Source organism: Brevundimonas sp. Marseille-Q4549, from assembly GCF_976940555.1.
In genome coordinates, this window is record NZ_CDRHXG010000001.1 from 1,731,459 (window position 1) to 1,753,989 (window position 22,531).

The 22,531-nt window shown below is 67.5% G+C and carries 27 protein-coding genes; 10 read left to right on the top strand and 17 right to left on the bottom strand.

Annotated features, from left to right (window positions below; translation table 11 throughout):
- Positions 1-17: 17 nt before the first annotated feature.
- The 6 genes from ACWPV3_RS08450 to ACWPV3_RS08475 form a co-directional block, all read right to left on the bottom strand.
- Positions 18-1,049 (bottom strand): glycerophosphodiester phosphodiesterase family protein, encoded by a 1,032-nt coding sequence (locus ACWPV3_RS08450; protein WP_453977581.1) that lies wholly within the window; start codon positions 1,047-1,049, stop codon positions 18-20.
- Positions 1,050-1,089: 40 nt separating this feature from the next.
- Positions 1,090-1,896, bottom strand: coding sequence for an inositol monophosphatase family protein (locus ACWPV3_RS08455; RefSeq protein WP_453977582.1), 807 nt, complete (start codon positions 1,894-1,896; stop codon positions 1,090-1,092).
- A gap of 104 nt (positions 1,897-2,000) precedes the next feature.
- The gene (gene efp / locus ACWPV3_RS08460) at positions 2,001-2,567 is read right to left on the bottom strand and encodes an elongation factor P (protein WP_292087193.1); all 567 of its coding nucleotides are present in this window, start codon (positions 2,565-2,567) and stop codon (positions 2,001-2,003) included.
- Positions 2,568-2,667: 100 nt separating this feature from the next.
- Positions 2,668-3,228, bottom strand: a complete 561-nt coding sequence (locus ACWPV3_RS08465; RefSeq protein ID WP_312735162.1) for a tryptophan-rich sensory protein — start codon at positions 3,226-3,228, stop codon at positions 2,668-2,670.
- Between the two features lie 58 nt (positions 3,229-3,286).
- Positions 3,287-3,787: a bacterioferritin gene (bfr, locus tag ACWPV3_RS08470; protein ID WP_292087387.1), complete on the bottom strand. Its 501-nt coding sequence runs from the start codon at positions 3,785-3,787 to the stop codon at positions 3,287-3,289.
- A 141-nt stretch (positions 3,788-3,928) separates the two neighbouring features.
- A complete protein-coding gene (locus ACWPV3_RS08475; RefSeq protein ID WP_292087385.1) occupies positions 3,929-4,114 on the bottom strand; it encodes a (2Fe-2S)-binding protein in 186 nt (61 codons plus the stop codon).
- A gap of 130 nt (positions 4,115-4,244) precedes the next feature.
- Between ACWPV3_RS08475 and thiE the strand changes: the two genes are divergently transcribed.
- From thiE to ACWPV3_RS08490, 3 genes are all read left to right on the top strand, one after another.
- The gene (thiE, locus tag ACWPV3_RS08480; protein ID WP_453977583.1) at positions 4,245-4,910 is read left to right on the top strand and encodes a thiamine phosphate synthase; all 666 of its coding nucleotides are present in this window, start codon (positions 4,245-4,247) and stop codon (positions 4,908-4,910) included.
- Positions 4,911-4,973: 63 nt separating this feature from the next.
- Positions 4,974-6,656 (top strand): ATP-binding protein, encoded by a 1,683-nt coding sequence (locus tag ACWPV3_RS08485; RefSeq protein WP_453977584.1) that lies wholly within the window; start codon positions 4,974-4,976, stop codon positions 6,654-6,656.
- A 59-nt stretch (positions 6,657-6,715) separates the two neighbouring features.
- Positions 6,716-7,510, top strand: coding sequence for a hypothetical protein (locus ACWPV3_RS08490; RefSeq protein ID WP_453977585.1), 795 nt, complete (start codon positions 6,716-6,718; stop codon positions 7,508-7,510).
- Between the two features lie 7 nt (positions 7,511-7,517).
- On the opposite strand, the gene ACWPV3_RS08495 is transcribed toward ACWPV3_RS08490, so the two are convergent.
- Positions 7,518-7,859 (bottom strand): VOC family protein, encoded by a 342-nt coding sequence (locus ACWPV3_RS08495; RefSeq protein WP_453977586.1) that lies wholly within the window; start codon positions 7,857-7,859, stop codon positions 7,518-7,520.
- A 99-nt stretch (positions 7,860-7,958) separates the two neighbouring features.
- On the opposite strand from ACWPV3_RS08495, the gene ACWPV3_RS08500 reads away from it, so the two are divergent.
- Complete coding sequence (locus tag ACWPV3_RS08500; protein ID WP_453977587.1) at positions 7,959-8,087, top strand: hypothetical protein; 129 nt, start codon at positions 7,959-7,961, stop codon at positions 8,085-8,087.
- Here the strand turns inward: ACWPV3_RS08500 and aroC are convergent, their stop codons facing one another.
- Together aroC and ACWPV3_RS08510 are read right to left on the bottom strand one after the other, a co-directional pair.
- The gene (gene aroC / locus ACWPV3_RS08505; RefSeq protein ID WP_453977588.1) at positions 8,088-9,173 is read right to left on the bottom strand and encodes a chorismate synthase; all 1,086 of its coding nucleotides are present in this window, start codon (positions 9,171-9,173) and stop codon (positions 8,088-8,090) included.
- A 73-nt stretch (positions 9,174-9,246) separates the two neighbouring features.
- Positions 9,247-9,981: a DnaJ C-terminal domain-containing protein gene (locus tag ACWPV3_RS08510; protein WP_453977589.1), complete on the bottom strand. Its 735-nt coding sequence runs from the start codon at positions 9,979-9,981 to the stop codon at positions 9,247-9,249.
- A 148-nt stretch (positions 9,982-10,129) separates the two neighbouring features.
- Here ACWPV3_RS08510 and pdxH point away from each other — a divergent pair, with 148 nt between their 5' ends.
- On the top strand, positions 10,130-10,804 hold the full coding sequence (gene pdxH / locus ACWPV3_RS08515) for a pyridoxamine 5'-phosphate oxidase (RefSeq protein WP_292087184.1): 675 nt from the start codon (positions 10,130-10,132) through the stop codon (positions 10,802-10,804).
- Positions 10,805-10,985: 181 nt separating this feature from the next.
- On the opposite strand, the gene queA is transcribed toward pdxH, so the two are convergent.
- Together queA and ACWPV3_RS08525 are read right to left on the bottom strand one after the other, a co-directional pair.
- Positions 10,986-12,071 (bottom strand): tRNA preQ1(34) S-adenosylmethionine ribosyltransferase-isomerase QueA, encoded by a 1,086-nt coding sequence (gene queA / locus ACWPV3_RS08520; RefSeq protein ID WP_292087183.1) that lies wholly within the window; start codon positions 12,069-12,071, stop codon positions 10,986-10,988.
- 273 nt (positions 12,072-12,344) lie between these two features.
- Positions 12,345-13,643 (bottom strand): D-amino acid dehydrogenase, encoded by a 1,299-nt coding sequence (locus tag ACWPV3_RS08525; protein ID WP_453977590.1) that lies wholly within the window; start codon positions 13,641-13,643, stop codon positions 12,345-12,347.
- Positions 13,644-13,765: 122 nt separating this feature from the next.
- Between ACWPV3_RS08525 and ACWPV3_RS08530 the strand changes: the two genes are divergently transcribed.
- The 4 genes from ACWPV3_RS08530 to ACWPV3_RS08545 all read left to right on the top strand — a co-directional run bounded on the left by ACWPV3_RS08530 (position 13,766) and on the right by ACWPV3_RS08545 (position 16,977).
- Positions 13,766-14,212, top strand: coding sequence for an Lrp/AsnC family transcriptional regulator (locus ACWPV3_RS08530; RefSeq protein ID WP_292087182.1), 447 nt, complete (start codon positions 13,766-13,768; stop codon positions 14,210-14,212).
- A 103-nt stretch (positions 14,213-14,315) separates the two neighbouring features.
- Complete coding sequence (locus tag ACWPV3_RS08535) at positions 14,316-14,660, top strand: RidA family protein (protein WP_292087181.1); 345 nt, start codon at positions 14,316-14,318, stop codon at positions 14,658-14,660.
- A gap of 42 nt (positions 14,661-14,702) precedes the next feature.
- Complete coding sequence (locus ACWPV3_RS08540; RefSeq protein ID WP_453977591.1) at positions 14,703-16,382, top strand: lysine--tRNA ligase; 1,680 nt, start codon at positions 14,703-14,705, stop codon at positions 16,380-16,382.
- Between the two features lie 115 nt (positions 16,383-16,497).
- Positions 16,498-16,977: an SH3 domain-containing protein gene (locus ACWPV3_RS08545; protein WP_313454355.1), complete on the top strand. Its 480-nt coding sequence runs from the start codon at positions 16,498-16,500 to the stop codon at positions 16,975-16,977.
- Positions 16,978-17,122: 145 nt separating this feature from the next.
- On the opposite strand, the gene ACWPV3_RS08550 is transcribed toward ACWPV3_RS08545, so the two are convergent.
- The 5 genes from ACWPV3_RS08550 to ACWPV3_RS08570 form a co-directional block, all read right to left on the bottom strand.
- Positions 17,123-17,758 carry a S24 family peptidase gene (locus ACWPV3_RS08550; RefSeq protein ID WP_292178183.1) on the bottom strand — a complete coding sequence of 212 codons (636 nt, stop codon included), beginning with the start codon at positions 17,756-17,758 and terminating at the stop codon, positions 17,123-17,125.
- A 56-nt stretch (positions 17,759-17,814) separates the two neighbouring features.
- Entirely contained in the window at positions 17,815-18,237 is a 423-nt protein-coding gene (locus tag ACWPV3_RS08555; RefSeq protein WP_312735187.1) for a hypothetical protein, read from the bottom strand.
- A gap of 100 nt (positions 18,238-18,337) precedes the next feature.
- Entirely contained in the window at positions 18,338-18,697 is a 360-nt protein-coding gene (locus ACWPV3_RS08560; RefSeq protein WP_453977592.1) for a hypothetical protein, read from the bottom strand.
- Positions 18,698-18,862: 165 nt separating this feature from the next.
- Positions 18,863-19,255, bottom strand: a complete 393-nt coding sequence (locus tag ACWPV3_RS08565; protein WP_453977593.1) for a PaaI family thioesterase — start codon at positions 19,253-19,255, stop codon at positions 18,863-18,865.
- On the bottom strand, positions 19,252-19,713 hold the full coding sequence (locus ACWPV3_RS08570) for a PaaI family thioesterase (RefSeq protein ID WP_312735193.1): 462 nt from the start codon (positions 19,711-19,713) through the stop codon (positions 19,252-19,254). Before ACWPV3_RS08570 ends, ACWPV3_RS08565 begins: the two co-directional genes overlap by 4 nt.
- 78 nt (positions 19,714-19,791) lie before the next feature.
- Between ACWPV3_RS08570 and ACWPV3_RS08575 the strand changes: the two genes are divergently transcribed.
- On the top strand, positions 19,792-20,823 hold the full coding sequence (locus tag ACWPV3_RS08575) for a ligase-associated DNA damage response exonuclease (protein WP_453977594.1): 1,032 nt from the start codon (positions 19,792-19,794) through the stop codon (positions 20,821-20,823).
- A 3-nt stretch (positions 20,824-20,826) separates the two neighbouring features.
- On the opposite strand, the gene ACWPV3_RS08580 is transcribed toward ACWPV3_RS08575, so the two are convergent.
- Positions 20,827-22,470, bottom strand: coding sequence for a response regulator (locus ACWPV3_RS08580; RefSeq protein WP_453977595.1), 1,644 nt, complete (start codon positions 22,468-22,470; stop codon positions 20,827-20,829).
- Positions 22,471-22,531: the final 61 nt, after the last annotated feature.

Here is a 22,531-nt window from a genome sequence, read left to right on the forward strand (position 1 = left end):
CGCGCTTGTCGGGCGCGTTAGTGCAGACCTGCTCGCGCCAGGGCCGGAAAATCGCTGAAGATCGCATCGACCCCCGCCTGGCCGAAGGCGGCGGCGTAGCCCGCCATGTCGCCGTGGTCCGCGAATCCTTCGCCGCGTCGCCGCTCGACCGGCAGGAAGGCGTTTTCCGCCCGCAGAGTCCACACCACGACTTTCAGGCCCGCCGCATGGGCGTCTGTGACCAGGGCGCTGGGCGCGGTGGTGCGGCCCTCGGCGTCGCGCGGCAGCACCAGGGTCGCCTCAGGTGCGACCCAGGCGGCGTAGGCGGCCATGGCCTTCAACCCCTCGGGCGTGATCATTTCGGCATAGGTCAGGCCGGGCCGGTCCGCCGGCCCGCCTGTCGCTGCGATCAACTGGGCCAGGGGCGTCGCCACCCGTTTCGACAGCCGCTCCAGCGGGCCGACCTCGAAACACTGGACGATGATCGGGGCGTCGGCTTCGGTCAGGTCCAGCCGCGCCAACTCCGCCACGAAGGCGTCCTCCATCGGCAGGCCCACGCCGGCGAAATAGGTCGGGTGTTTCAGCTCCGGCGCCACGGCGATGGCGCGCCCCGTCCGGGCCGAGGCCTCCCGCGCGATGGCGACCACCTCGTCGAAGGTCAGGATCGGCTCTTGCCCGTCGAAGGCCGCGCTGGACGGGCGAAAGGCGGGCAGCCTCTCTCTGGCCCTCAGCGTCTTCAACTCGGCTAAGGTGAAGTCCTCGGTGAACCAGCCGGTCGTCTGGACGCCGTCGATGACCTTGGTGGTCTTGCGCGCGGCGAACTCGGTGCGGCGTTCCACATCGGTCGTGCCGCCGATCTCGTTCTCGTGCCGATCCACGAAGACGCCGTCCCGGCTCAGCACCAGATCCGGCTCGATCACGTCCGCGCCCTGTTCGATGGCCAGGTCATAGGCCGCGCGCGTATGCTCGGGCCGCTCGCCCGAGGCCCCGCGGTGCGCGATGATCAGGGGCTGGGCCAAGGCGGGCGTTCCCATCAAGAGGACGATGGCGATCAGAATGCAGCGGATCATCGCGCCTGGATAGGGCAGGCCGGCGACAGCTCCGTGACGCCTACGCCCCCTGCAGCACCTTCCGCAGGTGCGGATGCAGTTCGGTGTTGGACGCCAGGATCGACACGCCCGTCTTGGGATCGCCGTCCTCGTCGATGGTCGTGACCCGGCCGCCGGCCTCGGTGACGAACAGGATGCCCGCCGCCACGTCCCAGGGCTTCAGGTTGCGTTCATAATAGGCGTCATAGCGGCCCGCCGCGACCCAGGCGAAGTCCAGGGCGGCCGAACCCAGGCGGCGGATGCCCGCGACGCGCTGGCCCACGGCGTGGATGTCCTTGATGGCCTGGGCGTGGCCCGACTTGCCGATGAAGGGCAGGCCGGTGGCGATCAGGCTTTCGGACAGGTCCCGACGACCGGCGACGCGGATGCGCTGGTCGTTCAGATAGCAGCCCTTGCCCTTTTCGGCCCAGAACAGCTCGTTCATGACGGGGTTGTAGGTCACGCCCGCCACGATCTCGGACGAGCCGTCCGGCGCGCGGCGCTCCAGCCCCACCGTGATGGCGAAATGGGGCATGGCGTGCATGAAGTTGGTGGTGCCGTCGATCGGATCGACGATCCAGGTGTGGGACTTGTCCGTCCCCTCGACCAGCCCGCGCTCCTCGCCCAGGAAGCCGTAGCCCGGCCGCGCCTTGGTCAGCAGCTCGAACAGGGTCTCTTCGGCCTTCAGGTCGGCGGCGGTGACGAAGTCGCCCGGCCCTTTGCGCGAGACCTGAAGCTGCGAAACCTCGCCGAAGTCGCGCATCATCGGGCGGGCGGTCTTGCGAACCGCGTCGATCATGACCTGAAGCAGGGCGGAAGCGAGGGCCATCGGGAATCTCCTGGTCCGTCTGCCCTTCAAGGCCGCAGCCCGGACAGACGGAGAAGTTCAGAAAGAAACGGCCCCGAACGGGGCCGCAAGAGGGGAGGCGACGATCAGTCCGCGCGGCGGACGTATTCGCCTGTGGCCGTGTCGACCACGATCTTCTCGCCCGCCGACATATAGGGCGGGATCATGATGCGCACGCCGTTCGAGGCGGTGGCGGGCTTGTAGGACGACGACGCCGTCTGGCCCTTCACGGTCGGTTCGGTCTCGGCGACTTCCAGAACCACCTGATCGGGCAGTTCCAGGCCGATCGGGCGACCTTCGTGCGACTCGATGACGACCTTCATGCCTTCCTGCAGATAGGGGATGCGGTCTTCGCCGACCCAGTCCTTCTGCAGTTCGATCTGTTCGTAGGACTCGTCGTCCATGAAGACCAGGCTGTCGCCGTTGTCGAACAGATAGGAATAGTCGCGCTGTTCCAGCGTGACGCGCTCGACCTTGTCTTCCGAGCGGAAGCGTTCGTTCAGCTTGTTGCCGGTTTCCAGGTTCTTGGCCTCGACGTTGGCGAAGGCGCCGCCCTTGCCGGGCTTGACGTGGCTGGCCTTGGTGACGACCCACAGGCCGCCGTTGTGTTGCAGGACCATGCCGGGCTTGATGGTGTTGCCGTTGATCTTCATGGGGTCACATCGGAATTGGGGTTGCGCCCGCGCGACCTGTCCGGAGCGTGGCGAAGGGCGCGATCCCTAGAGGAAGCCCCGCCAAAGGGCAAGGCGGAGCCTAGTGCAGCGTGCGCCCGCGCGTCGCCTGGTCGGCCTTGCGATGCAGGAAGTTGCCCAGACGAACGCCCGATCCGGTCGGGGCGGCCATCTTGCCGGCCCCTTCGTCCAGTTTGCGCGCCTCGTGGGCGAAGGCGGCGGCCAGGCCGGCGGAAGACATGGCGGCCAAGACCTGACGCGCCATCGAGGACGGGCGCAGGCCCAGCCACACGGCGTTCACCGTCTGCGCCGCCAGCCACAGGCCCATGGCGCGGGTCCGCTCAGGCTGGGGCGGGGCGTTCCACACCCGCACCGCCGACAGGGTGGTGGCCGAAAACACCGCCGGTAGAATCAGGCTGAAGGCGCCCTTGGGCTTTTCGGTGATCGGCAGGTCGCGGTCGCGCACCTGCTTCAGGCTGCGGCGCGGTCTCAGCGCGCCCGAGGCGATGCCGTGCGCCAGAAGGGCGAAGCCGACCGTCAGGGCGATGCCGGTCACGACGTGAACCGCGCTGCGCCCCTCGCTGTTCAACAGGTCGGTCGCGGCGTCGCGCACGTCGTCTATGGCGTCGTCGATGTCGGTCATGGTCCGCTCCCGCTTGTCCGTGGACTGCAAATGACCGGAACGGACCCTGGGTTCCGCCTCAGCCGCCGGTGGCGGCCCCGTCGGTGACGATCTCCTTCATAGCCGACTGCAGATAGTTCTGCGCGCCCATCAGTTCGATCAGCTTGTGCTGGTTCTCCAGGAAGTCGATGTGCTCTTCCGTATCGGCCAGAATCTTCATCAGCAGGTCGCGGCTGACATAGTCGCGGGCTTCCTCGCACTGGGTCACGGCGGCGGCGGTCGTGGCGCGGCTGTCGATCTCCAGCTGAAGGTCGGCGCCCAGGCATTCGATCGGCTCCTCGCCCACCTTCAGCTTGTGCAGATCCTGCAGATTGGGCAGGCCGTCCAGGAACAGGATGCGTTTGATCAGCATGTCGGCGTGCTTCATCTCGCCGATCGATTCTTCGTAGATCACGTTGCCCAGGTGGGCCAGGCCCCAGCTTTCGAACATGCGCGCATGCAGGAAATACTGGTTTACCGCCGTCAGTTCGTTGGTCAGCACCGCGTTCAGCGTGCGGAGGATTGCGGGGTCGCCCTTCATGGCCATGGTCCTTGCTCTCGCCACGGCGTGTTCGCCGTTCTTCGCGGAGGCCATACCACAGTAAAACTCGCGTTGTTTATTTGCGAGTTTTTATCAATACATTGATGGTGCGAGTGATTTTCGCCCGCGTGAGCCGGCGGACTATTCCGCTGCGAGTGCGAACGCTTCGCGGCTGTCCTGGATCATCTGACGCATCTCGCAGACGCACTTGGCGCACTGGGCCTGGCATTGATGGCTGGCGAAGATGTCGCGAGGACGACAGGCCCCGGCCTCGATGGCCTGGGCGACGTCACGCTGGCGAAGACCGTTGCAGTTGCAGACATACACGGGAGGACAGGCGCTCACTGATTGCGACTGGTTCGCTATAGCAGGTCTTAAGGCGATTGCAAGTCGTTCTCAGGCATTGCGCCCGTCGCCGCCCGTTGACGGATCGCCGCAGGCGAGGGCACTGAACCGCATGGCCAAAGCTTCGCCCCGAACCCCGACCGTCCCCGACCGCCCGCCCTGCCGGCTGTATCTGATCACGCCGCCGATCATCCCGGACCTGGACGCCTTCGCCGCCGTGCTCGATCAGGCCCTGGCCGCCGGCGACGTGGCCGCCCTGCAGATTCGGCTGAAGCCGGCGGACGAGGCGACGATCCGCCACGCGGTCGCCGTGCTGGCGCCGGTCGCTCGACGTCACGAGGTCGCGGTCATCCTGAACGACCGGCCGGACCTGGCCCGCGCGACGGGTTGCGACGGCGTGCATATCGGCCAGGAGGACGGCTCCCTGGCCGAGGCGCGGCGTGTCGTGGGGCCGGACGCCATGATCGGCGTCACCTGTCACGCCGACCGCGACCTGGCCTGGGATGCGGCCGAGGGCGGGGCCGACTATGTCGCCTTCGGCGCCTTCTATCCGACCGACACCAAGGAAACCGTTCATCGCCCGTCGCCCGAGCTGCTGACCGTCTGGCAGGAGACGGTCGAGGTCCCCTGCGTCGCCATCGGCGGGATCACCGTCGACAACTGCGCCGAACTGGCGCGCGCGGGGGCGGATTTCGTGGCGGTCAGCGCCGGGGTCTGGCGCCATGCCGACGGTCCCGCCGCGGCGGTCAGGGCGTTCAATCGAAAGTTGAATTTCTGACTTCAGGGGATATTAGGAACCCCTGTGCTCTGATCGCCGGACAGTATCAGTCCGAGACTCTTCATGATCGTGAGCCGCGCGCTTCACATTGACGCCGAAAGGCAGACGAACCGGGCGCAGCCGTTCGTGCCGAGCGCCGCCGGCGAGGTCGCACCCGGCGGGGGCGCACATCCTGTGATCCCCGTTCTGATGGGGATCGCCGTCGCGATTCTGGTCGCCGTGGCGGTGCTGCATACGCGGAGTTCCGGCACGGTTGCGGGCCTGTGGGGCGCCAGCGGCCTGGCGGTCGCGGTGTGGCTGCGAACCAGCCGGGGCCGTCGCCAGGACGCGATGTACGCGCTTGTCCTGAGCATCAGCATATTGATCGCCGAGTTGGTCGTCGGCAACAAGCCCGTGCTCTCGCTGATGTTCACGGCGGTGAACATGCTGGAGATCGTCACTGCGGTCGCCCTGACGCGGCGTTTCGCGCCGACGATGAATATCTCCACCCTCAGCGGCGCCGTTCGGTTCCTGATCAGCGCCGCCCTGGTCGCGCCTATCCCGGCCGCCCTGATCAGTGCGCTGGCCCTGAGCCAGATGGGCTCGCACAATGTGGTGGAGGGGTTCCAGACCTGGTGGTTCGGCCACGCTCTGGGCATCGCCGTGATCGGAACCCTGGGCCTGTCGTTGACGCCGTCGACCGTGGCGCGCCTGTGCACCCCGCAAAAACTGATCGAGTCCGCGATCCTGCTGACGGCCATCGTCGGCTTCTTCTACGTCGGCTTCTCCGGCCAGACCAAGATGGGTTTCGTCCTTCTGCCCTTGCTGCTGACGGTCGCCGTCAGGCTGGGCGTCGCTGCGACTGGCGTGGCGCTTCTGGTCATCACCATCATGACGGTCGGCAGCGCCATAGCCGGCCAGGGACCCTATGTCCGGGGCCTGACCCTCAGCGAACAGGTGCTGATGGCTCAGCTGCTGGTGCTTGTCGGCTATATGCCCACCCTTCTGATGGCGTCGTTGCTGGAAGAGCGCGACCGGCTGGCGGATCGCGCCCGGCTGGGGCGCGAACGGGCGGAAAAGGCGTCTGCGGCCAAGTCGCGGCTGCTGGCCAACGTCGCCCACGAGATCAAGAGCCCGGTCGCCGGCATCATCGGCATCGGCGAACTCTGGTCCAGCGGGGGGCTCGGGCCCACCACGCCCCAGCAGGTCGAGATGGCCGAGATGCTGGTCAAGACGGCCCGTCAGGTCGAGGCCCTCTCGCACGACCTGCTGGACGTCGCGCGCGCCGAGGCCGGCAGCGTGAAGGTGGTGCTGCGTCCGACCGATGTGCCGGGCCTTCTGGAGGACGTGCGGCGGGCGTGCCTGCTCCGCGCGGGTCCGACGGCGGTGCAGATGGACATCGTGTGCGAGAGCGACGGCCTGATCGCCCTGGCGGATTCGCAACGCCTGGCCCAGGTGCTGAACAATCTGACCTCCAACGCGGTCAAATACGGCGCTGCGGGGGGACGGGTGATCCTGCGGGCGTCGCGTGCGGACGACAACGTCAAGGTCGAGGTGATCGACTTCGGTCCGGGCCTGTCGGTCCAGAAGCAGGGACAGTTGTTCGAACCCTTCAACCGCCTGGGGCTGGAGCGCTCGACCATCGAAGGCCACGGCGTCGGCCTGGCCTTGGCCAAACGGCTGATCGAATTGCAGGGCGGCTCCATCGGCGTGACCTCGACGCCGGGGGAAGGCGCCACCTTCTGGATTCTGATTCCAACGGCCTGAGCCGCTGACGGCGTCGGGACGCTCTTGCCGATCGGCCCATGCGGGGCCAAGGTCGGGGGATGTCGATCCTCGTTCTCGCCGCCGCCGTCCTTCTGTCGGGTCAGACCACGGCGCCCGCGCCCCGGTCCGGTTCGGACCTCACCCGCGACCTCAACAGCGCGCCGCCGTCGGCCGTCCAGCCGCAGCGCCCTGCGCCGACCCAGACGCCGCCGCCCGCCGCGCAGGCTTCGACGCCGCCGACGCCGCAAGCCGCCCGCACGACGGCCGCGCCAGTTCCAAGAACACAGACCCCCGCGACGCAGACCCCCGCGCGACAGCCGCCCGCAAGCCAGCCGCCCGCCGCGACCTCGCCCCGCCCCTCGGCCCAGAACGCGCCCGGCGCAACGGCTACGGCCCCGGCGTCGCGTCCGCAGGCGCCGGCCGCCTCCGCCCAGCCTCAACCCCAGGCCCAGACCCCGGCGGCGACCAGCGAGCCGCCTGCCGCGCCCCCGGCCGCCCTGACGCCGGCCGCAGTCGCCGCCTTGCCGTTCCGGCTGGAGATGCCGGCCGATGCGGTTATCACGGCCTCGCGGGCCGGATCCGACGCTAATGTCTATTCGGTGCGGCGCGGCGACCGGGTCCTGCTGATGATCTACGCCGGCCCGGCCTCGCAGTTTCCGATCTTCGACGGCCAGATGGTTCGCGCGGGCGGCCGCTCGTCCGTCGTCGTGACCGAGGGCGGCCGACGCCTGGCGATGGAGCATCTGTTCCAGCGCGCCACAGCCCCGACCGAAATCCACGTCTGGGTCGCCAGTCCCGGCGGCGCCGACCGCGATCTGGCCGAACGCATCGGCCAGTCGGTCGACGTCCGCTAGGGCGCCGTCAGCCCTCGGACCAGACGGCCAATTCGGTCCCGGCCGGATCGGTGAAATGGAACCGCCGCCCGCCGGGGAAGGCGTAGATCGGCTTCACGATCCGCCCGCCCGCCGCCTCGACCTTCGCCTGCATGGCCTCCAGGTCGTGGGCGTAGAGGATGGGCAGGGGCGTCCGCGTCCGGTCGGCCGGATCGGCGTCGAACCCGCCGTCCAGCCCCTGATCGAAGGCGGCGTAGGTCGGGCCGTAGTCGACGAAGGTCCAGCCGAAGGCCTGGCTGTAGAAGGCCTTGGTCTGCGGCAGCGCTGTCGCGGGCAGTTCGAGATAGTCCAGCTTTCCGTCTTCACGCACGGTTGATCTCCCGGATCGAAACGCCACCGCTGCGACCCCTTGCACAAGTCAGAATCCTGCGCAAACCTGCAAACGGTTCGCAATCGCATGGGGGCGACGATGATCGTGATGACGACGGGGCTTTCGGGCCTGATGGCCCTGATGAAGCAGGACGCCAAGTCCCGCGTCCGGCCGAACACGCGCATCCCGGTCGTGGGCCTTCGACCCGCCCGCCCCCGTCCGAACTGATCAGCCGACCTGGGCGCGGTGCCTCAGAAAGGCGTCGGCCAGGGCGCAGGCCGCCATGGCCTCCACCACCGGCACGGCGCGCAGGGCGACGCACGGGTCGTGCCGCCCCTTGGTGCGCAGGTCCGTCTCCTCGCCGTCGCGGGTGATCGTCTGGCGCAGGGTCAGGATCGAGGACGTCGGCTTGAACGCCACCCGCGCCGTCACCGGCTGGCCCGTCGAAATCCCGCCCAGGACCCCGCCCGCCTGGTTCGACAGAAAGACCGGCTGCTTGTTCAGGTCCAGCCGCATCTGGTCGGCGTTCTCCTCGCCGGTCAGTTCTGCGGCGGCGAAGCCCGCGCCGATCTCCACCCCCTTGGCCGCGTTGATCGACATCAAGGCCGCCGCCAGTTCGGAATCCAGCTTGCCGTACAGCGGCGCGCCCCAGCCGGCGGGAACCCCCGTCACCTCCAGCGCCACCACCGCCCCGATGGAGGAGCCGGCCTTCCTCACGCCGTCCAGATAGGCTTCCCAGTCCGGAACCACGGCGGCCGAGGCGGCGAACAGCGGATTGTCGTGAACGGCGTCGAAGTCCACGGCCTCGGGCGCGATCCGGTGCGGCCCGATCTGGACCACGCCGGCCCTGATCTTCACCCCGTCGCCCAGCACCTTGCGCGCCACGGCCCCGGCGGCGACGCGGCAGGCCGTCTCGCGCGCCGAGGAACGGCCGCCGCCCCGGTGGTCGCGCACCCCGTATTTGGTCTGATAGGCGAAGTCGGCGTGGCCAGGCCGATAGGCGCGGGCGATTTCGCCATAGTCCTTGGACCGCTGGTCCTCGTTCTGGATCAGGATGGAGATCGGCGTCCCCGTCGTCACCGGCCCGTCGCCGTCGTCGAACACGCCCGAAAGGATGCGTGCGGTGTCGCTTTCCTGGCGCTGGGTGACGAAGCGGCTGCCGCCCGGCTTCCTCTGGTCCAGCCACGGCTGCAGGTCGGCTTCGGTCAGCGGAATACGCGGCGGGCAGCCGTCGACGACGCAGCCGATCGCTGGGCCGTGGCTCTCGCCCCAGGTGGTCACGCGAAACAGATGGCCGAAGGTGTTGTGCGACATGGGGTCGGCTTAGAGCATGATCGTTTCGGACGGAACCGCTGTTCGCCGTCTGCGGGGGCAAGAAACGTGCGCGTCAGGCCGCCAGCCGCTCGGGCGTCCAGACGCGGGTGAAGCGCAGCAGCAGGTCTTCTGCCGACGACGGCGTGTCGTGGGTGGGGATCAGGCTGACGAACAGATGCCCCGCTCCCCGCGACCCGCGCGCGGGCAGGCCCAGCCCCTTCAGCCGCACCCGCACCGGCGCGGTCATGTCGGGGACGATCCAGGCCGATCGCGGCCCGGCGTGGGTTTCGATCTCGACCCGCCCCCCGTCGGCCATCGTCCGCCGCTCGACAGGCCAGGTCATGAACAGGTCGTCGCCCATCACCGACAGCCCGTCCTCGGGCCGGATCAGCACGGGCAGATACAGGTCGCCCCCGTCAGCGGCCCCGCCTTTCAGCCGCAGATGATCCCCGGTTCTCAGGCCCGGCGGGACCGCGACCCGCACCGTCCTCCCGCCCAGTCGCAGCTGGATCCGCGCGCCCATCACCGCCCGCATCGGGCTGATGGCCAGCACCGGCGACGGCGGGGGCGGAACCGGGGGCGCCGCCAGGGCCGGACGCGCCGGCTGATGCGCCTGGATCAGGCGATAGGCGGCGATCACCTGTCGGAACCGTCCGGCGTCGCCGTGTATCTGGTCGGGCCGCGCCGCCTTGACCGCCGTGCGGAAGGCGGCCTTCAGCGCAGCCGCGTCCGCCCCCTCGCTCAGACCCAGCACGGCCAGGGCGTCGCGAACTCCGGAGACGTCGGTGGAAGTGGGACGAGCGTTCATCCCCCCGACCTTCGTCCGATCAGGGTCAACGCACGGTTAACCGTGTCCCTGTTTGGCCTGTCGCGCGCGGCGCGGCTTCAGCCCCTGGGCGTCGCCCCGTTTGATACGGATCATTTTCAGCGCGCGTCGGAGCCGCTAGACCCGTCTCATGACCGCACCCGTGATCCCGCCCAGCCCGTCGCGTGAGGAGTACGCCCGCGACTACGCCGCCGCCCTGGCCGCCAATGGCGACGAGACCCTCTTCGACAGGCCCGAACCCATCGGTCTGTTCACCCAGTGGCTGGCCGAGGCCGCGGCGCATGAGATCAACGATCCCAACGCCATGACCCTGTCCACCCTGGACGCCGAGGGCCTGCCCGATGCGCGCATCGTGCTGCTGAAGGACGTGGATGCGCGCGGCTTCACCTTCTATTCCAACCGCGAAAGCGCCAAGGGGCAGGAACTGGCCGCCCATCCCGTCGCGGCCCTGACCTTTCACTGGAAGACCCTGCGACGCCAGGTCCGCGTGCGCGGAACGGTCCAGCCCGTCACGGCCCAGGAGGCGGACGCCTATTTCGCCAGCCGCGCGCGCGAAAGCCGCATCGGCGCCTGGGCCTCGGATCAGTCGCGGCCGCTGGCCTCGCGCCAGGCGCTGGAAACCGCCGTGGCGCGCGAGACCGCCCGGTTCGAAGGCCAGGACGTGCCCCGCCCCGAACGCTGGAGCGGCTGGCGCGTCACGCCGACGACGGTGGAGTTCTGGCGTGACCGGCCCTTCCGCCTGCACGACCGGCTGCGCTTCACTCGCGACGGCGACGCCTGGACCCGCGAACGCCTCTGGCCGTGACTACGGCCAATCGACCGTCCGGTTGCGGCCGTCATCCCGGGACGTCCGAAGGACGAACCCGGAACCCAGGAGGCTCGCATTCGGCCTTGAATGGTTCCAGCAGCGCGCCTGGGGCCCTGGGTTCCGGGTTCTTCTCTGCGCTCAGCCCCGGAATGACGGAAGTGGGAGGCCCACCTGTGTCTTACGCCCGAAACAGCAGCGATCCGTCGCCGTAGGAATAGAACCGATACTGCTCGGCCACCGCATGAGCATAGGCCGCCTTCATCGTCGCCTGACCGGCGAAGGCGCTGACCAGCATGAATAGCGTCGATCTGGGCAGGTGGAAGTTGGTCATCAGCACATCGACCGCCCGGAACCGATAGCCGGGTGTGATGAAGATGGCCGTGTCTCCATGGAAGGGTCGGATCTCGCCGTCCTCGCGCGTCGCGCTTTCCAGCAGACGCAGGGAGGTGGTGCCGACGCAGACGATGCGGCCCCCCTTTGCATGAACCGCATTCAGGGCGGCGGCGGTCTCCGGTGAAACCTCGCCCCATTCGCTATGCATCGTGTGGTCGGCCAGATCATCGACCTTGACCGGCAGGAAGGTGCCGGCCCCCACATGCAGGGTCACGGCGTGGGTCGAGACGCCGCGCGCGCGGATGGCGTCCAGCAGGGCGGGGGTGAAATGCAGGCCCGCCGTGGGCGCGGCGACCGATCCGTCGTGTTCGGCGAAGACGGTCTGATAATCGCTGCGGTCGCGGTCGTCCTCGGGCCGTTTGGCGGCGATATAGGGCGGCAGGGGCATGACCCCGACATCGCGGATGGCGTCGTCCAGCGCCGGGCCGGACAGGTCGAACCTCAGGGTGATCAGGCCGTCGTCGCCCTTGGCCGTGACGGTGGCGTCCAGACGGCCCAGGTCGCAGGCGGCGTCGCCATGGGCGCCGAACCTTATCCGGTCGCCCGGCTTGATCCGTTTGCCCGGCTTCATGAAGGCGGACCAGACGTCGGGCGCGTCGCGGTGGTGCAGGGTGGCCTCGACCTCGACCGTCAGGGTTTCGCCTTCCGGCCCGACACGCTGGCGCACGCCCGACAGCCGCGCCGGGATAACCCGCGTGTCGTTGAACACCAGGGCGTCGCCGGGCCGCAGAAAGTCCGGCAGATCGCGCACGATCCGGTCTTCCAGTGCGTCGCCGCTGACCACCAGCAGCCGGGCGGAATCGCGCGGATCGGCGGGCCGCAGGGCGATGCGGTCCTCAGGCAGGTCGAAATCGAAATCGGTGGTCTTCATCGCGCGCTCTATAGGGATGTCCGGCGGCGCGCGCCACGTCGCGGCGGTCTGCGCGCCTGTCGCCGACGCCTCGCACCTTGTTTTCTCTGCGGATTTTCCACTCAGCCCGCCGTTTTCCGATCACGCCCCATCGCCGTGGTAAGCTGACGCACGGTCTTTGACAGCGTGATTTCGGACTGATCGGACTGTTCGGACTCTGTTTTTCCAAAGTCCCAATTTCGGACTGTCCGGACCAATCGGACTGTCCGGACTCCGTTTTCCGGAGTCCAGATGTCAGTCGTAACCCGGCGCGAACGCCCCGGCCCAGGCGCCATAGCGGTTCAGGGACAGGTCGTGCGCCTCGATCTCGGGCGTCTTGCCGTCCATCAGGTCGGCCAGGACGCGGGCAGAGCCGCAGGCCATGGTCCAGCCCAGGGTGCCGTGGCCGGTGTTCAGATACAGGCCTGGAACCTGGGTCGCCCCGATCACCGGCGTGCCGTCCGGCGTCATCGGCCGCAGGCCGGACCAGTAGCTGGCGCCCTTCAGGTCGCCGCCGCCGGGGAACAGGCTGCCGACCGACTGTTCCAGCGTCTCGCGGCGCAGATGGGGCAGGCTATTGTTGTAGCCCGACAACTCGGCCATGCCGCCGACGCGGATGCGGTCGCCCAGGCGGGTGATCGCCACCTTGTAGCTTTCGTCCATGACGGTGGAGACGGGCGCCCGGTCGGCGTCGGTGATCCGGGCCGTGATCGAATAGCCCTTCACGGGATAGACCGGCAGTTTCAGGCCCAGCGGCGCCACCATGCGCGGCGAATAGGACCCCAGGGCCACCACCACCGCGTCGGCGGTCAGGACGCCCTGGCTGGTCCGCGCGCCAACGACGCGGCCGTCGGCGGTCTCCAGCGCCTGGATGTCCACGCCCTGGTGGAAGACCACGCCGCGCTCGGCCGCCATCCGGGCCAGGGCGTTGGTGAACAGGAAACAGTCGCCCGTCTCGTCGTTGGGCAGACGCAGCCCCCCGACGAAGCCGACGTCTGACGCCGCCAGCCCCGGTTCGGCCGCGATGCAGCCGGCAGGATCCAGCACCTCGCACGGCACGCCCTGCGCCTTCAGCACGTCCACGTCCTTGTGCACGTCGGCCAACTGTTTCTCGGTGCGGAACAACTGAAGCGTGCCCTGCTGGCGGCCGTCGTAGGCGATGCCCGTCTCGCGGCGCAGCAGGTCCAGCTGATCGCGGCTATATTCGGCCAGCCGCACCATCCGTCCCTTGTTCAGCGCATAGCGCGTGTGTGTGCAGTTCCTCAGCATCGCCACGGTCCAGCGGATCATCGCCATGTCCAGCCGGGGCCGGATGATCAGGGGGGCGTGGCGCATCAAGAGCCACTTCATCGCCTTGACCGGAATGGAGGGCGCGGCCCAGGGCGCGGAATAGCCGGGCGACACCTGGCCGGCGTTGGCGAAGCTGGTCTCCAGCGCCGGACCCGCCTCGCGGTCGACCACGACGACCTCATGGCCGGCCTGGCTCAGATACCAGGCGGTGGTGACGCCGATGACGCCAGAACCCAGAACCAGAACCCGCATATCGACCTGCAATTCGCCGTTTGAAACGTCAGGATAGACGCGCTTTGCATCGACGATCCTGCCTGTTTGCGCAATGGACGGCGACTGATAGGCTGAAAACGCAATAATATGCGATAAAACGACGGATAATTGCGATGCTGCTCGACCCTATCGATCACCGCCTTCTGCAACGGCTGCGCGCCGACGGGCGGATCAGCAACGCAGACCTGGCTTCTGCGGTGGGCCTGTCGCCCTCGGCCTGCCTGCGCCGCGTCCGCCGCCTGGAGGAGCGGGGCGTGATCCGGGGTTACGCCGCCATTCTGGCCAACGACGCCGACGACGGGGTCGTCGCCTATGTCGAGATCACGCTGGAGAAGCAGACCGACGACCACATGCGCCGGTTCGAGGCGGCGGTCAGGAACCACCCCGAAATCCGTGACTGCTATCTGATGGCGGGAGAGGCGGACTATATCGTGCGGGCCGTGGCCCCCGACATCGCCGCCTATGAGGTGATCCACAAGGACGTGCTGTCGCGCCTGCCGGGCGTGTCGCGCATCCACTCCAGCCTGGCGATCCGCAACGTCCTGGCGGCGCGCGGCTGAACCTGGGTGGAGGCCGATCGTGGCTCGCTTCGACCGGCGCTAAACGCTCGACAGCCATGCCCTGGCGGCGATAGGTGAGGGCCGTTTTCAAAGGACCTTCGCCATGATCACCCGCATCCAGCCCGGCGCCCGCATGAGCGAAGCCGTCGTCCACGGCGACACCGTCTATCTGGCGGGCCAGGTCGGAGAGCCGGGCGACGACGTCATCGCCCAGACCCGGACCGCCCTGGCCGAGGTCGAGGCCCTGTTGGCGGAAGCAGGCAGCGACAAGTCCAAGATCCTGATGGCCCAGATCTGGCTGGCCGACATGGCTGACTTCGACGCGATGAACAGCGTCTGGGACGCCTGGGTCGACACCGCCAATCCGCCCGCCCGTGCGACGGGTGAAAGCCGGCTCGCATCGCCCGACTACAAGGTCGAGGTCATCGTAATCGCCGCCAGGGCCTGATCACGGTTGACCGGGCGGTATGCAGCCTGCAAACCGCCGCCCATGCTGCAGAACCTCGAAACCCTCGCCCGCGAGGCCAAGTCCTGGCCGTTTGAGCAAGCCCGCAACCTTCTGAACCACGTTCTGAAGAAGCGCCTGAGCGACGCCGAGCGCGACGCGGCCAAACTGCTGATCGACGCGGGCAAGACCGAAGAGGCGCTGGCCACGTTTCCGGCGTTGCAACGGCCGGTGATCCTGGAGACGGGCTACGGTCCCTCGGGCCTGCCGCACATGGGCACCTTCGGCGAGGTGGCCCGCACCACCATGGTGCGCAACGCCTTCCGCGCCCTGACCGGCGACCGCTGGCCCACACGCCTGATCGCCTTCAGCGACGACATGGATGGTCTGCGCAAGGTGCCCGAGGGCGTGCCGAACCCTCAGATGCTGACTGAGGACCTGCACAAGCCCCTGACCCAGGTGCGCGATCCCTTCGGCACGCATGACAGCTTCGGCGCGCACAACAACGCCCGCCTTCGGGCCTTCCTCGACAGCTTCGGCTTCGACTATGAGTTCATGTCCTCGACCGAGACCTACCGGTCCGGGCGGTTCGACGCGACGCTGCTGACCCTGCTGGAGCGGTTCGACGCGGTGCAGGCGATCATGCTGCCGACCCTGGGCGAGGAGCGCCGCGCGACCTATTCGCCCTTCCTGCCCATCAGCCCGATCACCGGCCATGTGCTGCAGGTGCCGACCCTGGCGCGCAACGTCGAAAAGGGGACCATCACCTTCGAGGACCCGGCGGACGAGCCGGGCAATCGCACCGAGGTTCCCGTCACCGGGGGCCATGTGAAGCTGCAGTGGAAGCCCGACTGGGCCATGCGCTGGGTCGCGCTGGACGTCGACTACGAGATGTCGGGCAAGGACCTGATCGAGAGCGTGCGCGAAAGCTCAAAGGTCTGTCGCGCCCTGGGCGGCACGCCGCCGGAAGGCTTCAACTATGAGCTCTTCCTCGACATCGAGGGCAAGAAGATCTCCAAGTCCAAGGGCAACGGCCTGACGATGGACGAGTGGCTGCGCTACGGCACGCCCGAGAGCCTGAGCTGGTACATGTTCCAGTCGCCCAAGTCGGCCAAAAGCCTGCACTTCAACGTCATTCCGCGGGCGATCGACGACTATCTGTCCTTCATCGACCAGTTCCAGACCCAGGAGCCCGCCAAACGGATCGACAACGCTGTCTGGTCGATCCATGCGGGCGATCCGCCGAAGGTCGCCAGCCCGGTCTCGTTCAGCCTGTTGCTGAACCTCGTCGGCGTGGCCAACGCCTCTTCGAAGGAACAGCTGTGGGCCTACTTCGCCAAATATCTGCCCGAAGCCACGCCCGAGACCGAGCCGACGCTCGACCGACTGATGGGTCATGCGCTGAACTATTACGAGGACTTCGTGAAGCCGACGAAGTCGTATCGCCTGCCCACGGAGCAGGAGAAGGCGGCGCTGCTGGATCTGGCTGAGCGGTTGAAGGCGCTGCCTGCGGGCACGACCGACGGCGAGACGATCCAGAACGAAGTCTATGCGGTCGGCAAGGCGCACGAATTCGAGCCGCTGCGGGCCTGGTTCGCGGCCCTGTATGAAGTGCTGCTGGGCGCGAGCCAGGGGCCGCGTTTCGGCTCCTTCGCCGCCATCTATGGTCTGCCGCAGACCATCGCGCTGATCCAAAAGGGCGCGAACGGCGAACTGGCGAAATAGGGTCTGCGGCGGCTGAAACGAAGATGAACGGAAAATAACGGCCACGCTCCGGGAGCCTTCAGCTTCGGCTGTGCATTGTCCTCTCCATCGACAACGCGATGACAGGAGAACAGCCATGTCGAAGAAGATCATGACCACGGGTCTGGCCACCGCCGCCGCCCTCGCCGCCCTCGTCACCGCCGCCCCCATGGCGGCTCAAGCTCAGGCCAACGGCGTCACCAACTGCGACGCCCCTGGCGGTCGTCAGGCGGCCGGCGCCCTGATCGGCGCGGTCATCGGCGGCGTCGTGGGTTCCAACGTGGCCCGTAACGAACGCACGGCCGGCACGGTGATCGGCGCGGGCGCCGGCGCTGCGGCCGGTTCGTATATCGGCTGCAACCAGCAGCGGACGCGTGCTGCGGCCAACGCCAACGCCTCGCGCGGTCAGTATCGGGCCACGTCCAATCTGCGCATCCGCTCGGGCCCCGGAACCAACTATCGCTCGGCAGGATCCCTGTCGGCGGGCCAGCCCTTCACGGCCGTGGGGTCGCAAGGTGAATGGATCCAGATCGCCGGCGGCGGTTGGGTGAACGCCCACTACGTCACGACCAACTAAGGTTCCAATCAGGAACCAAGGGTGGCGGCCGACTGATCGGGCGGGTCTTATCGCCCCGTCCTGTCTCGCCTGACAGTCGGCCGAAGGCCTGCGGCTTCGCCGTCAGAGCCGTCAAGGCCCCGCCCGGTTCGCCGGGCGGGGCTTTCTATTGGCTGACCCACAGGATTCGCGCCATCCATTCGATGTCGCGACGCACGACGATGCGCGGGGGATAGTCAGGGTTGATGGACGACAGGGTGACGGCGCGGGGGGTCAGGCGCGTGACCTCCTTGGCCACGACTTCTCCCGATGTCAGTCGGGCGACGACACGGTCGCCGCGCCGCACCTGAGCCACGTCCCGGTCCACGATCACCCGATCCCCCTCTCGGTACAGGGGCGCCATGGAGTCCCCCGTGATCTGCAGACTGAACAGGCTGTCTTTCGCACGGGGCAGTTCGGTCTGATCCCAGCCGTCGCCGGTCGGCAGCCCCGCATCGTCGAAGAAACCGTCCTGTCCGGCCCGCGCCAGCCCCAGCAGGGGAATCGACACCGGCGTGTCGGACGCGTCGCCGGCCAGGTCGGCGAACGCCCCCAAGGACAGGTCCGCAGTCGCCAGCACCTGCATCAGGCTTTCGGTCGAGGGCCAGCGTGGACGCGGCGGCTGGCCGGGGCCGAAGCGTTTGGAGGGGTTGAAACTGGTGGCGTCCAGACCGGCCCGGCGCGCCAGTCCCGAAGGCGACAGGCCTTCGCGTCGGGCCAGGGCGTCCACTGCGTCCCATAGTCTGGCGTGTGTCAGGGTCATGAAACGTCCGAAATCCGATTCGGAACGAATCTATCCCACTGGATAGGAATTTCTACCTATTCTGTCCCGGCTGCCTTGCGGTCTTGCCAGGCCCAGAAGGTGCCGACCATCAAGCAGGCGATGATCAGATAGCCGTTGAGGTTCATGACGGTATATATTGAAGTTCGCGACATCTGGGTGTCGGTCAGGATCAGGATATGGCTCATGACTGTGACCAACTGAATCGCGGCAGCCCAGATGGGCCAGGTACGGCGTGATCGCCACGCTAAGCCCGCAAAAACCCCTAACATGATCAGATCGATGACGAAAACACCGATGGGCGAATTGCCCACCAAGGGGCCGTTTTCCTGCATCAGCAAGGACGCAAACCAGGCGAACAGATAGGCGCCCGCCCCGTTCTTTTCGGTTTTCCCGCCCACCGTAAAGGCGAACACGGCCATGACCAGCATGAACACCGCGCCCACGATGGCGTAAAGCATATTCACCATATGAAGTCGCCCCCGGCGCTACGGTGCCGGGGGCGACTATGAACGTATTTCGGCCAAGCTGGAATAAGCTCAGCCAAACCTTACTGCGATTTCACGCAACGGACCGCAGATGGCCCGAAGTTTTGATGTCCTTGACGTCCTTGGGGTCGAGCCAGTCGTCGGGCTTGCCGATCGGGCCCGCAGCATAGGTTCCGTAACCCATGCGGCGGTGATCCTTCTGGAGTTCGGCGTGGCAGGCCACGATCGCTTCGCGCGCAGCGGCCAGGGCGGCGATGGTCTCCATCGCCTTGGCCTGCGAAGCCGTGGCCGTGACAGGCGACAGGGAGAGGGCGGCGCGGGCGCCGATGAAGGATTGAACCAGCGTTGTCGCCTGGGTGATCGCGGCGTCAATCGCGTGTTCGGTCGCGTGGAGATCGCCAGCAACGCCAGCGACGACTTCAGTCCGGTCCATAAATAACCCCTCAGTAAGGTTTACAACGCCTGAATGGTTATCATGTCTTAACCGTGTTTGATAGCGGTTTATTAAGCGTAGGATCAATCCATGGTTGCCGTCGCTTGGGCGGCGCTGAGGGCGCGGCGCGGCCGTATCAAAGCCGAGGCGGGCGTTTCGAGAATATCAGGGGTTGTCCAGGAGGAAATGCGCCGTCAGTGAGGCGATGGGATCGCCGCGTTCCTCCTGCCAGGCGTCCGCCTGGACGTGCGCGATCCGGCGGCCCGCCCGGCTGATGCGGGCGCGGGCGAAAACGTCGATCGGCCGTCCGGTGCGAAGATAGGACACGGTGACGTTGATCGGTCGGGGCAGGCGCGGGCCTGGAAAGCTGAGCGCCACCTGCGTCATGGCCGTCATTTCCAGAAGGGCGGCGGTGGATCCGCCGTGCAGCGCCGGCAACATCGGATTGCCGATCAATCGTTCGGCGAAGGGCATGATCACCGTCGCCTCGTCGCCGCTGATCATGGCCCTGAGGTTCAGAAACCGCGCATAGGGCATGTGCTCCAGGATGTCGGTCATGCTGCGGCCCCCGGTTGAAACCCGCGTTCGCGCGGCCTGTTCACCACATAGGCGGATTGGGCGGCGGCGACGGGATCGGAGGCGCTTTCCTCGAAAGCCCAGGCGCGGACGAAGGCGATGGTGGGCGTCATCCGATAGCATTTCGCCTGGGCGAACAGGTCTTGGCGGGGGCGGGCGGCGCGCATGTAGTCGACCCGGAGATCCAGGGTGGCGATCGGTTGGAAGCTGTCCATCACCGTCCACACGGCCAGACCGCCGATATGATCCAGCAACGTCGTCACCAAGCCTCCGGCGAACACGCCTGTCTCTGGATCGCCGACCAGATCTTCACGCCAGGGCACGCGAATGCGCGGCTCGCCATCGTGCAGGCCGTCAAACGTAAAGCCCAACGCACCCGTATGGGCCGCGCCGGCCGCCAGTTGGGGCAATATGGTGGAGGCGAACTCATCGTGGTGCATGGGCGGCTTTCACAGGCGATTTTGATCGATTCCTGTATGGCGGCGGCGCCCGTCGTCGTCGAGAGCGTTAGAAGGTTCATGATCCGACCCGAAGACCTGCTGCATCCGACGCCCGCCGGCCTCTATTGTCCGCCCGGTGATTTCTATGTCGATCCGGTGCGGCCGGTGGATCGCGCCGTGATCACCCACGGCCATTCCGATCATGCGCGGGCCGGCCATGGTGCGGTCCTGGCGACGCCTCAGACTCTGTCGATCATGGCGGAACGATACGGAGCGGATTTCGCCGGTCGCCAGCAAGCGGCGGCATATGGCGAGGCTGTGTCGCTTAACGGCGTCGATCTGCGCCTGTTTCCAGCCGGGCATGTCCTGGGTTCGGCCCAGGTCGAGGTCCGTTGGAGGGGGCTGACGATGGTGGTCTCGGGCGACTACAAGCGGCGCAGGGACCCGACCTGCACGCCGTTCGAACCCGTGCCCTGCCATGTCTTCATCTCCGAGGCGACCTTCGGCCTGCCGGTCTTCCGCCATCCGCCGGCCGAGGAAGAGGTCGATCGGCTGGTGCGGTCGCTGGGCCAGTTTCCGCATCGCGCGCATCTGGTCGGCGCCTATTCCCTGGGCAAGGCGCAGCGGATCATCCGTCTGTTGCGGGAGGCGGGCTGGGATCGCCCGATTCATGTGCACGGCGCGCTGGAGCGGCTGAACGCCCTCTATGAACGCGAGGGCGTTCCTTTAGGTCCGCTTTCTCCGACGCGCGATCTGCCCAAGGGCGCGTTGGGCGGGGAGGTCGCCATCGCCCCGCCGTCGGCCATACAGGATCGTTGGGCCAGACGGTTCGCCGATCCGGTCACGGCCTTCGCTTCGGGCTGGATGGGGGTCCGCGCGCGCGCGCGCCAACGGGGCGTGGAACTGCCGCTTGTCGTTTCGGATCATGCCGACTGGACGGAACTGACCGAGACGTTTCTGGAACTGAAGCCCGACGAGGTCTGGATCACCCACGGCCGGGAGGAGGGCCTGCTGCGTTGGGCCGAGATCAACGGACAGAAGGCGCGCGCGCTGCGTCTGGTCGGCTATGACGAGGAGGACGAGGAGAGCCTGGAGGTCCGTCCGGACTGATCCTCAGCCGCGCGACCGGCGCGGGCCATCGTCGGCCGCAATGACCGGGTCTTGTGTGACCTCCTCCGTTTCGGCGGGCGCCAGGGCCGCATTCATCGCCATGCGCAGGCGTTCCGGCTTGATCGGCTTTTCCACGACGGCCGCCATGCCGATCGACAGATAGTGTTTGGCGTCTTCCGGATCGGCGTTCGCGGTCAGGGCCACGATGGGAACGCGGCCGGCGGGACCTTCGAGGGTGCGGATGGCCTGGGTCGCCTGGACGCCGTCCATGCGCGGCATCTTGATATCCATGAGGATCAGATCGTAGCGGTTTTCCCGCACGGCCTCGACCGCTTCCTGTCCGTCTTCCGCCAGTTCGGAACTGCAGCCGAACATTTCGCACAGGGCCTGGGCCACCACCCGGTTCGTGGCGTTGTCATCGACGATAAGGATGTGCGGCGCGGACTTCAGGTTCAGTTCCGACAGAGTCGAGACGTTCGACGGCGTCTCGGCTTCGATCAGGGCGCGGCGCGCGCTGACGTCGAAGGCGAAGGTGGCGCCGCGGCCCTTGTTGTTCTCGGCCCAGATGCGGCCGTCCATCCGGTCGATCACCTGGCGGCAGATGGAAAGGCCCAGGCCCGCGCCGTCGAGGCCGGCGGCCTGGCCGAAAGGTTCGAACAGGGCTTCGATCTGATCCTCGTCGACCCCGGGGCCGTCGTCGCGAACCCGCGCTTCCATGCGGGTCTGATCGCCCTCGACCCAAGCTTTGAGGCCGACTTCGACAACTCCGTTGCGGGCGAATTTCAGCGCATTGCCGATCAGGTTGCTGAAGACCTGTTTCAGCCGGGCGCCGTCGATCATCGCGGCCAGTTCGGTGTCGCCCTCATAGCCGACCAGAAGGGTGACGCCGTCCTGGGACGCGCGCGGCTCCCACAAGGCCTGGACCTCGTCCATAAGGGCGCGCAGCGGCGTGGGGGCGGGCGTCAGTTCCAGTTCGCCCGCCTCGGCCTTGGACAGGTCGACCGCGTCCTGGAGGATGCGCAGCAGGGTTTCGGACGAATCGACGATGGTCTGGACGTGAGCCTGGGCGGCCGCGTTCAGCGGTTGACGGCGCAGCAGTTCGGCGACGGCCAACACGCCGTTCATCGGCGTGCGCAACTCGTGGCTCATGACGGCCAGGAATTGGCTCTTGGCGCGCGCGGCGGCGACGGCCTGGGCGCGAGTGTCGTGCAGAGCGACGGCCTGGTCGGCCAGCAGGGCGTTCTGTTCGCGCTGCAGATCATGGACGACCTGAAGCAGGGTCGCGGCGGTGCCGACACCCTGATAGAGGCCGTTCCTGGTGACGATAAAACCCCGCAGCAGGGCTGCGGGGCCGCCCCGCAGCATGATGTCGCACAGAGCGTCCAGGCGGACGTGGCCCTCGACCACGGCGGGTTCGTCGTCCATGGCGAAGGTGACGGGCCGGGCGTCATAGAGGGCGTGACCGAAGCGACCGGCGATCTTTTCGAGAAAGGCCGTGCGCTCGATCAGTCCCAAGGGGCGGTCGTTCTCGACGACCGGAATGACGAGGGTGTTCGGCTCCTGGCGGAAACGCGTGAGTACATCCTGGCCCAGCGTCGCCGGACCGACGGGGTTTACCCGCTCGCAAAGACTCTCGACTGTCGGCATGCCGCCTGGAACTCCCTACATCGCCCAATCTGACTGACTTCGCTTGAGGAATCGTTAAGCG

Excerpts from the sequence above, each read along its gene's own strand:
- ACWPV3_RS08450 (WP_453977581.1), bottom strand. The coding sequence starts at position 1,049 with ATGATCCGCTGCATTCTGATCGCCATCGTCCTCTTGATGGGAACGCCC.
- ACWPV3_RS08455 (WP_453977582.1), bottom strand. The coding sequence starts at position 1,896 with ATGGCCCTCGCTTCCGCCCTGCTTCAGGTCATGATCGACGCGGTTCGC.
- efp (WP_292087193.1), bottom strand. The coding sequence starts at position 2,567 with ATGAAGATCAACGGCAACACCATCAAGCCCGGCATGGTCCTGCAACAC.
- ACWPV3_RS08465 (WP_312735162.1), bottom strand. The coding sequence starts at position 3,228 with ATGACCGACATCGACGACGCCATAGACGACGTGCGCGACGCCGCGACC.
- bfr (WP_292087387.1), bottom strand. The coding sequence starts at position 3,787 with ATGAAGGGCGACCCCGCAATCCTCCGCACGCTGAACGCGGTGCTGACC.
- thiE (WP_453977583.1), top strand. The coding sequence starts at position 4,245 with ATGGCCAAAGCTTCGCCCCGAACCCCGACCGTCCCCGACCGCCCGCCC.
- ACWPV3_RS08485 (WP_453977584.1), top strand. The coding sequence starts at position 4,974 with ATGATCGTGAGCCGCGCGCTTCACATTGACGCCGAAAGGCAGACGAAC.
- ACWPV3_RS08490 (WP_453977585.1), top strand. The coding sequence starts at position 6,716 with ATGTCGATCCTCGTTCTCGCCGCCGCCGTCCTTCTGTCGGGTCAGACC.
- ACWPV3_RS08500 (WP_453977587.1), top strand. The coding sequence starts at position 7,959 with ATGATCGTGATGACGACGGGGCTTTCGGGCCTGATGGCCCTGATGAAG.
- aroC (WP_453977588.1), bottom strand. The coding sequence starts at position 9,173 with ATGTCGCACAACACCTTCGGCCATCTGTTTCGCGTGACCACCTGGGGC.
- ACWPV3_RS08510 (WP_453977589.1), bottom strand. The coding sequence starts at position 9,981 with ATGAACGCTCGTCCCACTTCCACCGACGTCTCCGGAGTTCGCGACGCC.
- pdxH (WP_292087184.1), top strand. The coding sequence starts at position 10,130 with ATGACCGCACCCGTGATCCCGCCCAGCCCGTCGCGTGAGGAGTACGCC.
- queA (WP_292087183.1), bottom strand. The coding sequence starts at position 12,071 with ATGAAGACCACCGATTTCGATTTCGACCTGCCTGAGGACCGCATCGCC.
- ACWPV3_RS08530 (WP_292087182.1), top strand. The coding sequence starts at position 13,766 with ATGCTGCTCGACCCTATCGATCACCGCCTTCTGCAACGGCTGCGCGCC.
- ACWPV3_RS08535 (WP_292087181.1), top strand. The coding sequence starts at position 14,316 with ATGATCACCCGCATCCAGCCCGGCGCCCGCATGAGCGAAGCCGTCGTC.
- ACWPV3_RS08540 (WP_453977591.1), top strand. The coding sequence starts at position 14,703 with ATGCTGCAGAACCTCGAAACCCTCGCCCGCGAGGCCAAGTCCTGGCCG.
- ACWPV3_RS08545 (WP_313454355.1), top strand. The coding sequence starts at position 16,498 with ATGTCGAAGAAGATCATGACCACGGGTCTGGCCACCGCCGCCGCCCTC.
- ACWPV3_RS08550 (WP_292178183.1), bottom strand. The coding sequence starts at position 17,758 with ATGACCCTGACACACGCCAGACTATGGGACGCAGTGGACGCCCTGGCC.
- ACWPV3_RS08555 (WP_312735187.1), bottom strand. The coding sequence starts at position 18,237 with ATGCTTTACGCCATCGTGGGCGCGGTGTTCATGCTGGTCATGGCCGTG.
- ACWPV3_RS08560 (WP_453977592.1), bottom strand. The coding sequence starts at position 18,697 with ATGGACCGGACTGAAGTCGTCGCTGGCGTTGCTGGCGATCTCCACGCG.
- ACWPV3_RS08565 (WP_453977593.1), bottom strand. The coding sequence starts at position 19,255 with ATGACCGACATCCTGGAGCACATGCCCTATGCGCGGTTTCTGAACCTC.
- ACWPV3_RS08570 (WP_312735193.1), bottom strand. The coding sequence starts at position 19,713 with ATGCACCACGATGAGTTCGCCTCCACCATATTGCCCCAACTGGCGGCC.
- ACWPV3_RS08575 (WP_453977594.1), top strand. The coding sequence starts at position 19,792 with ATGATCCGACCCGAAGACCTGCTGCATCCGACGCCCGCCGGCCTCTAT.
- ACWPV3_RS08580 (WP_453977595.1), bottom strand. The coding sequence starts at position 22,470 with ATGCCGACAGTCGAGAGTCTTTGCGAGCGGGTAAACCCCGTCGGTCCG.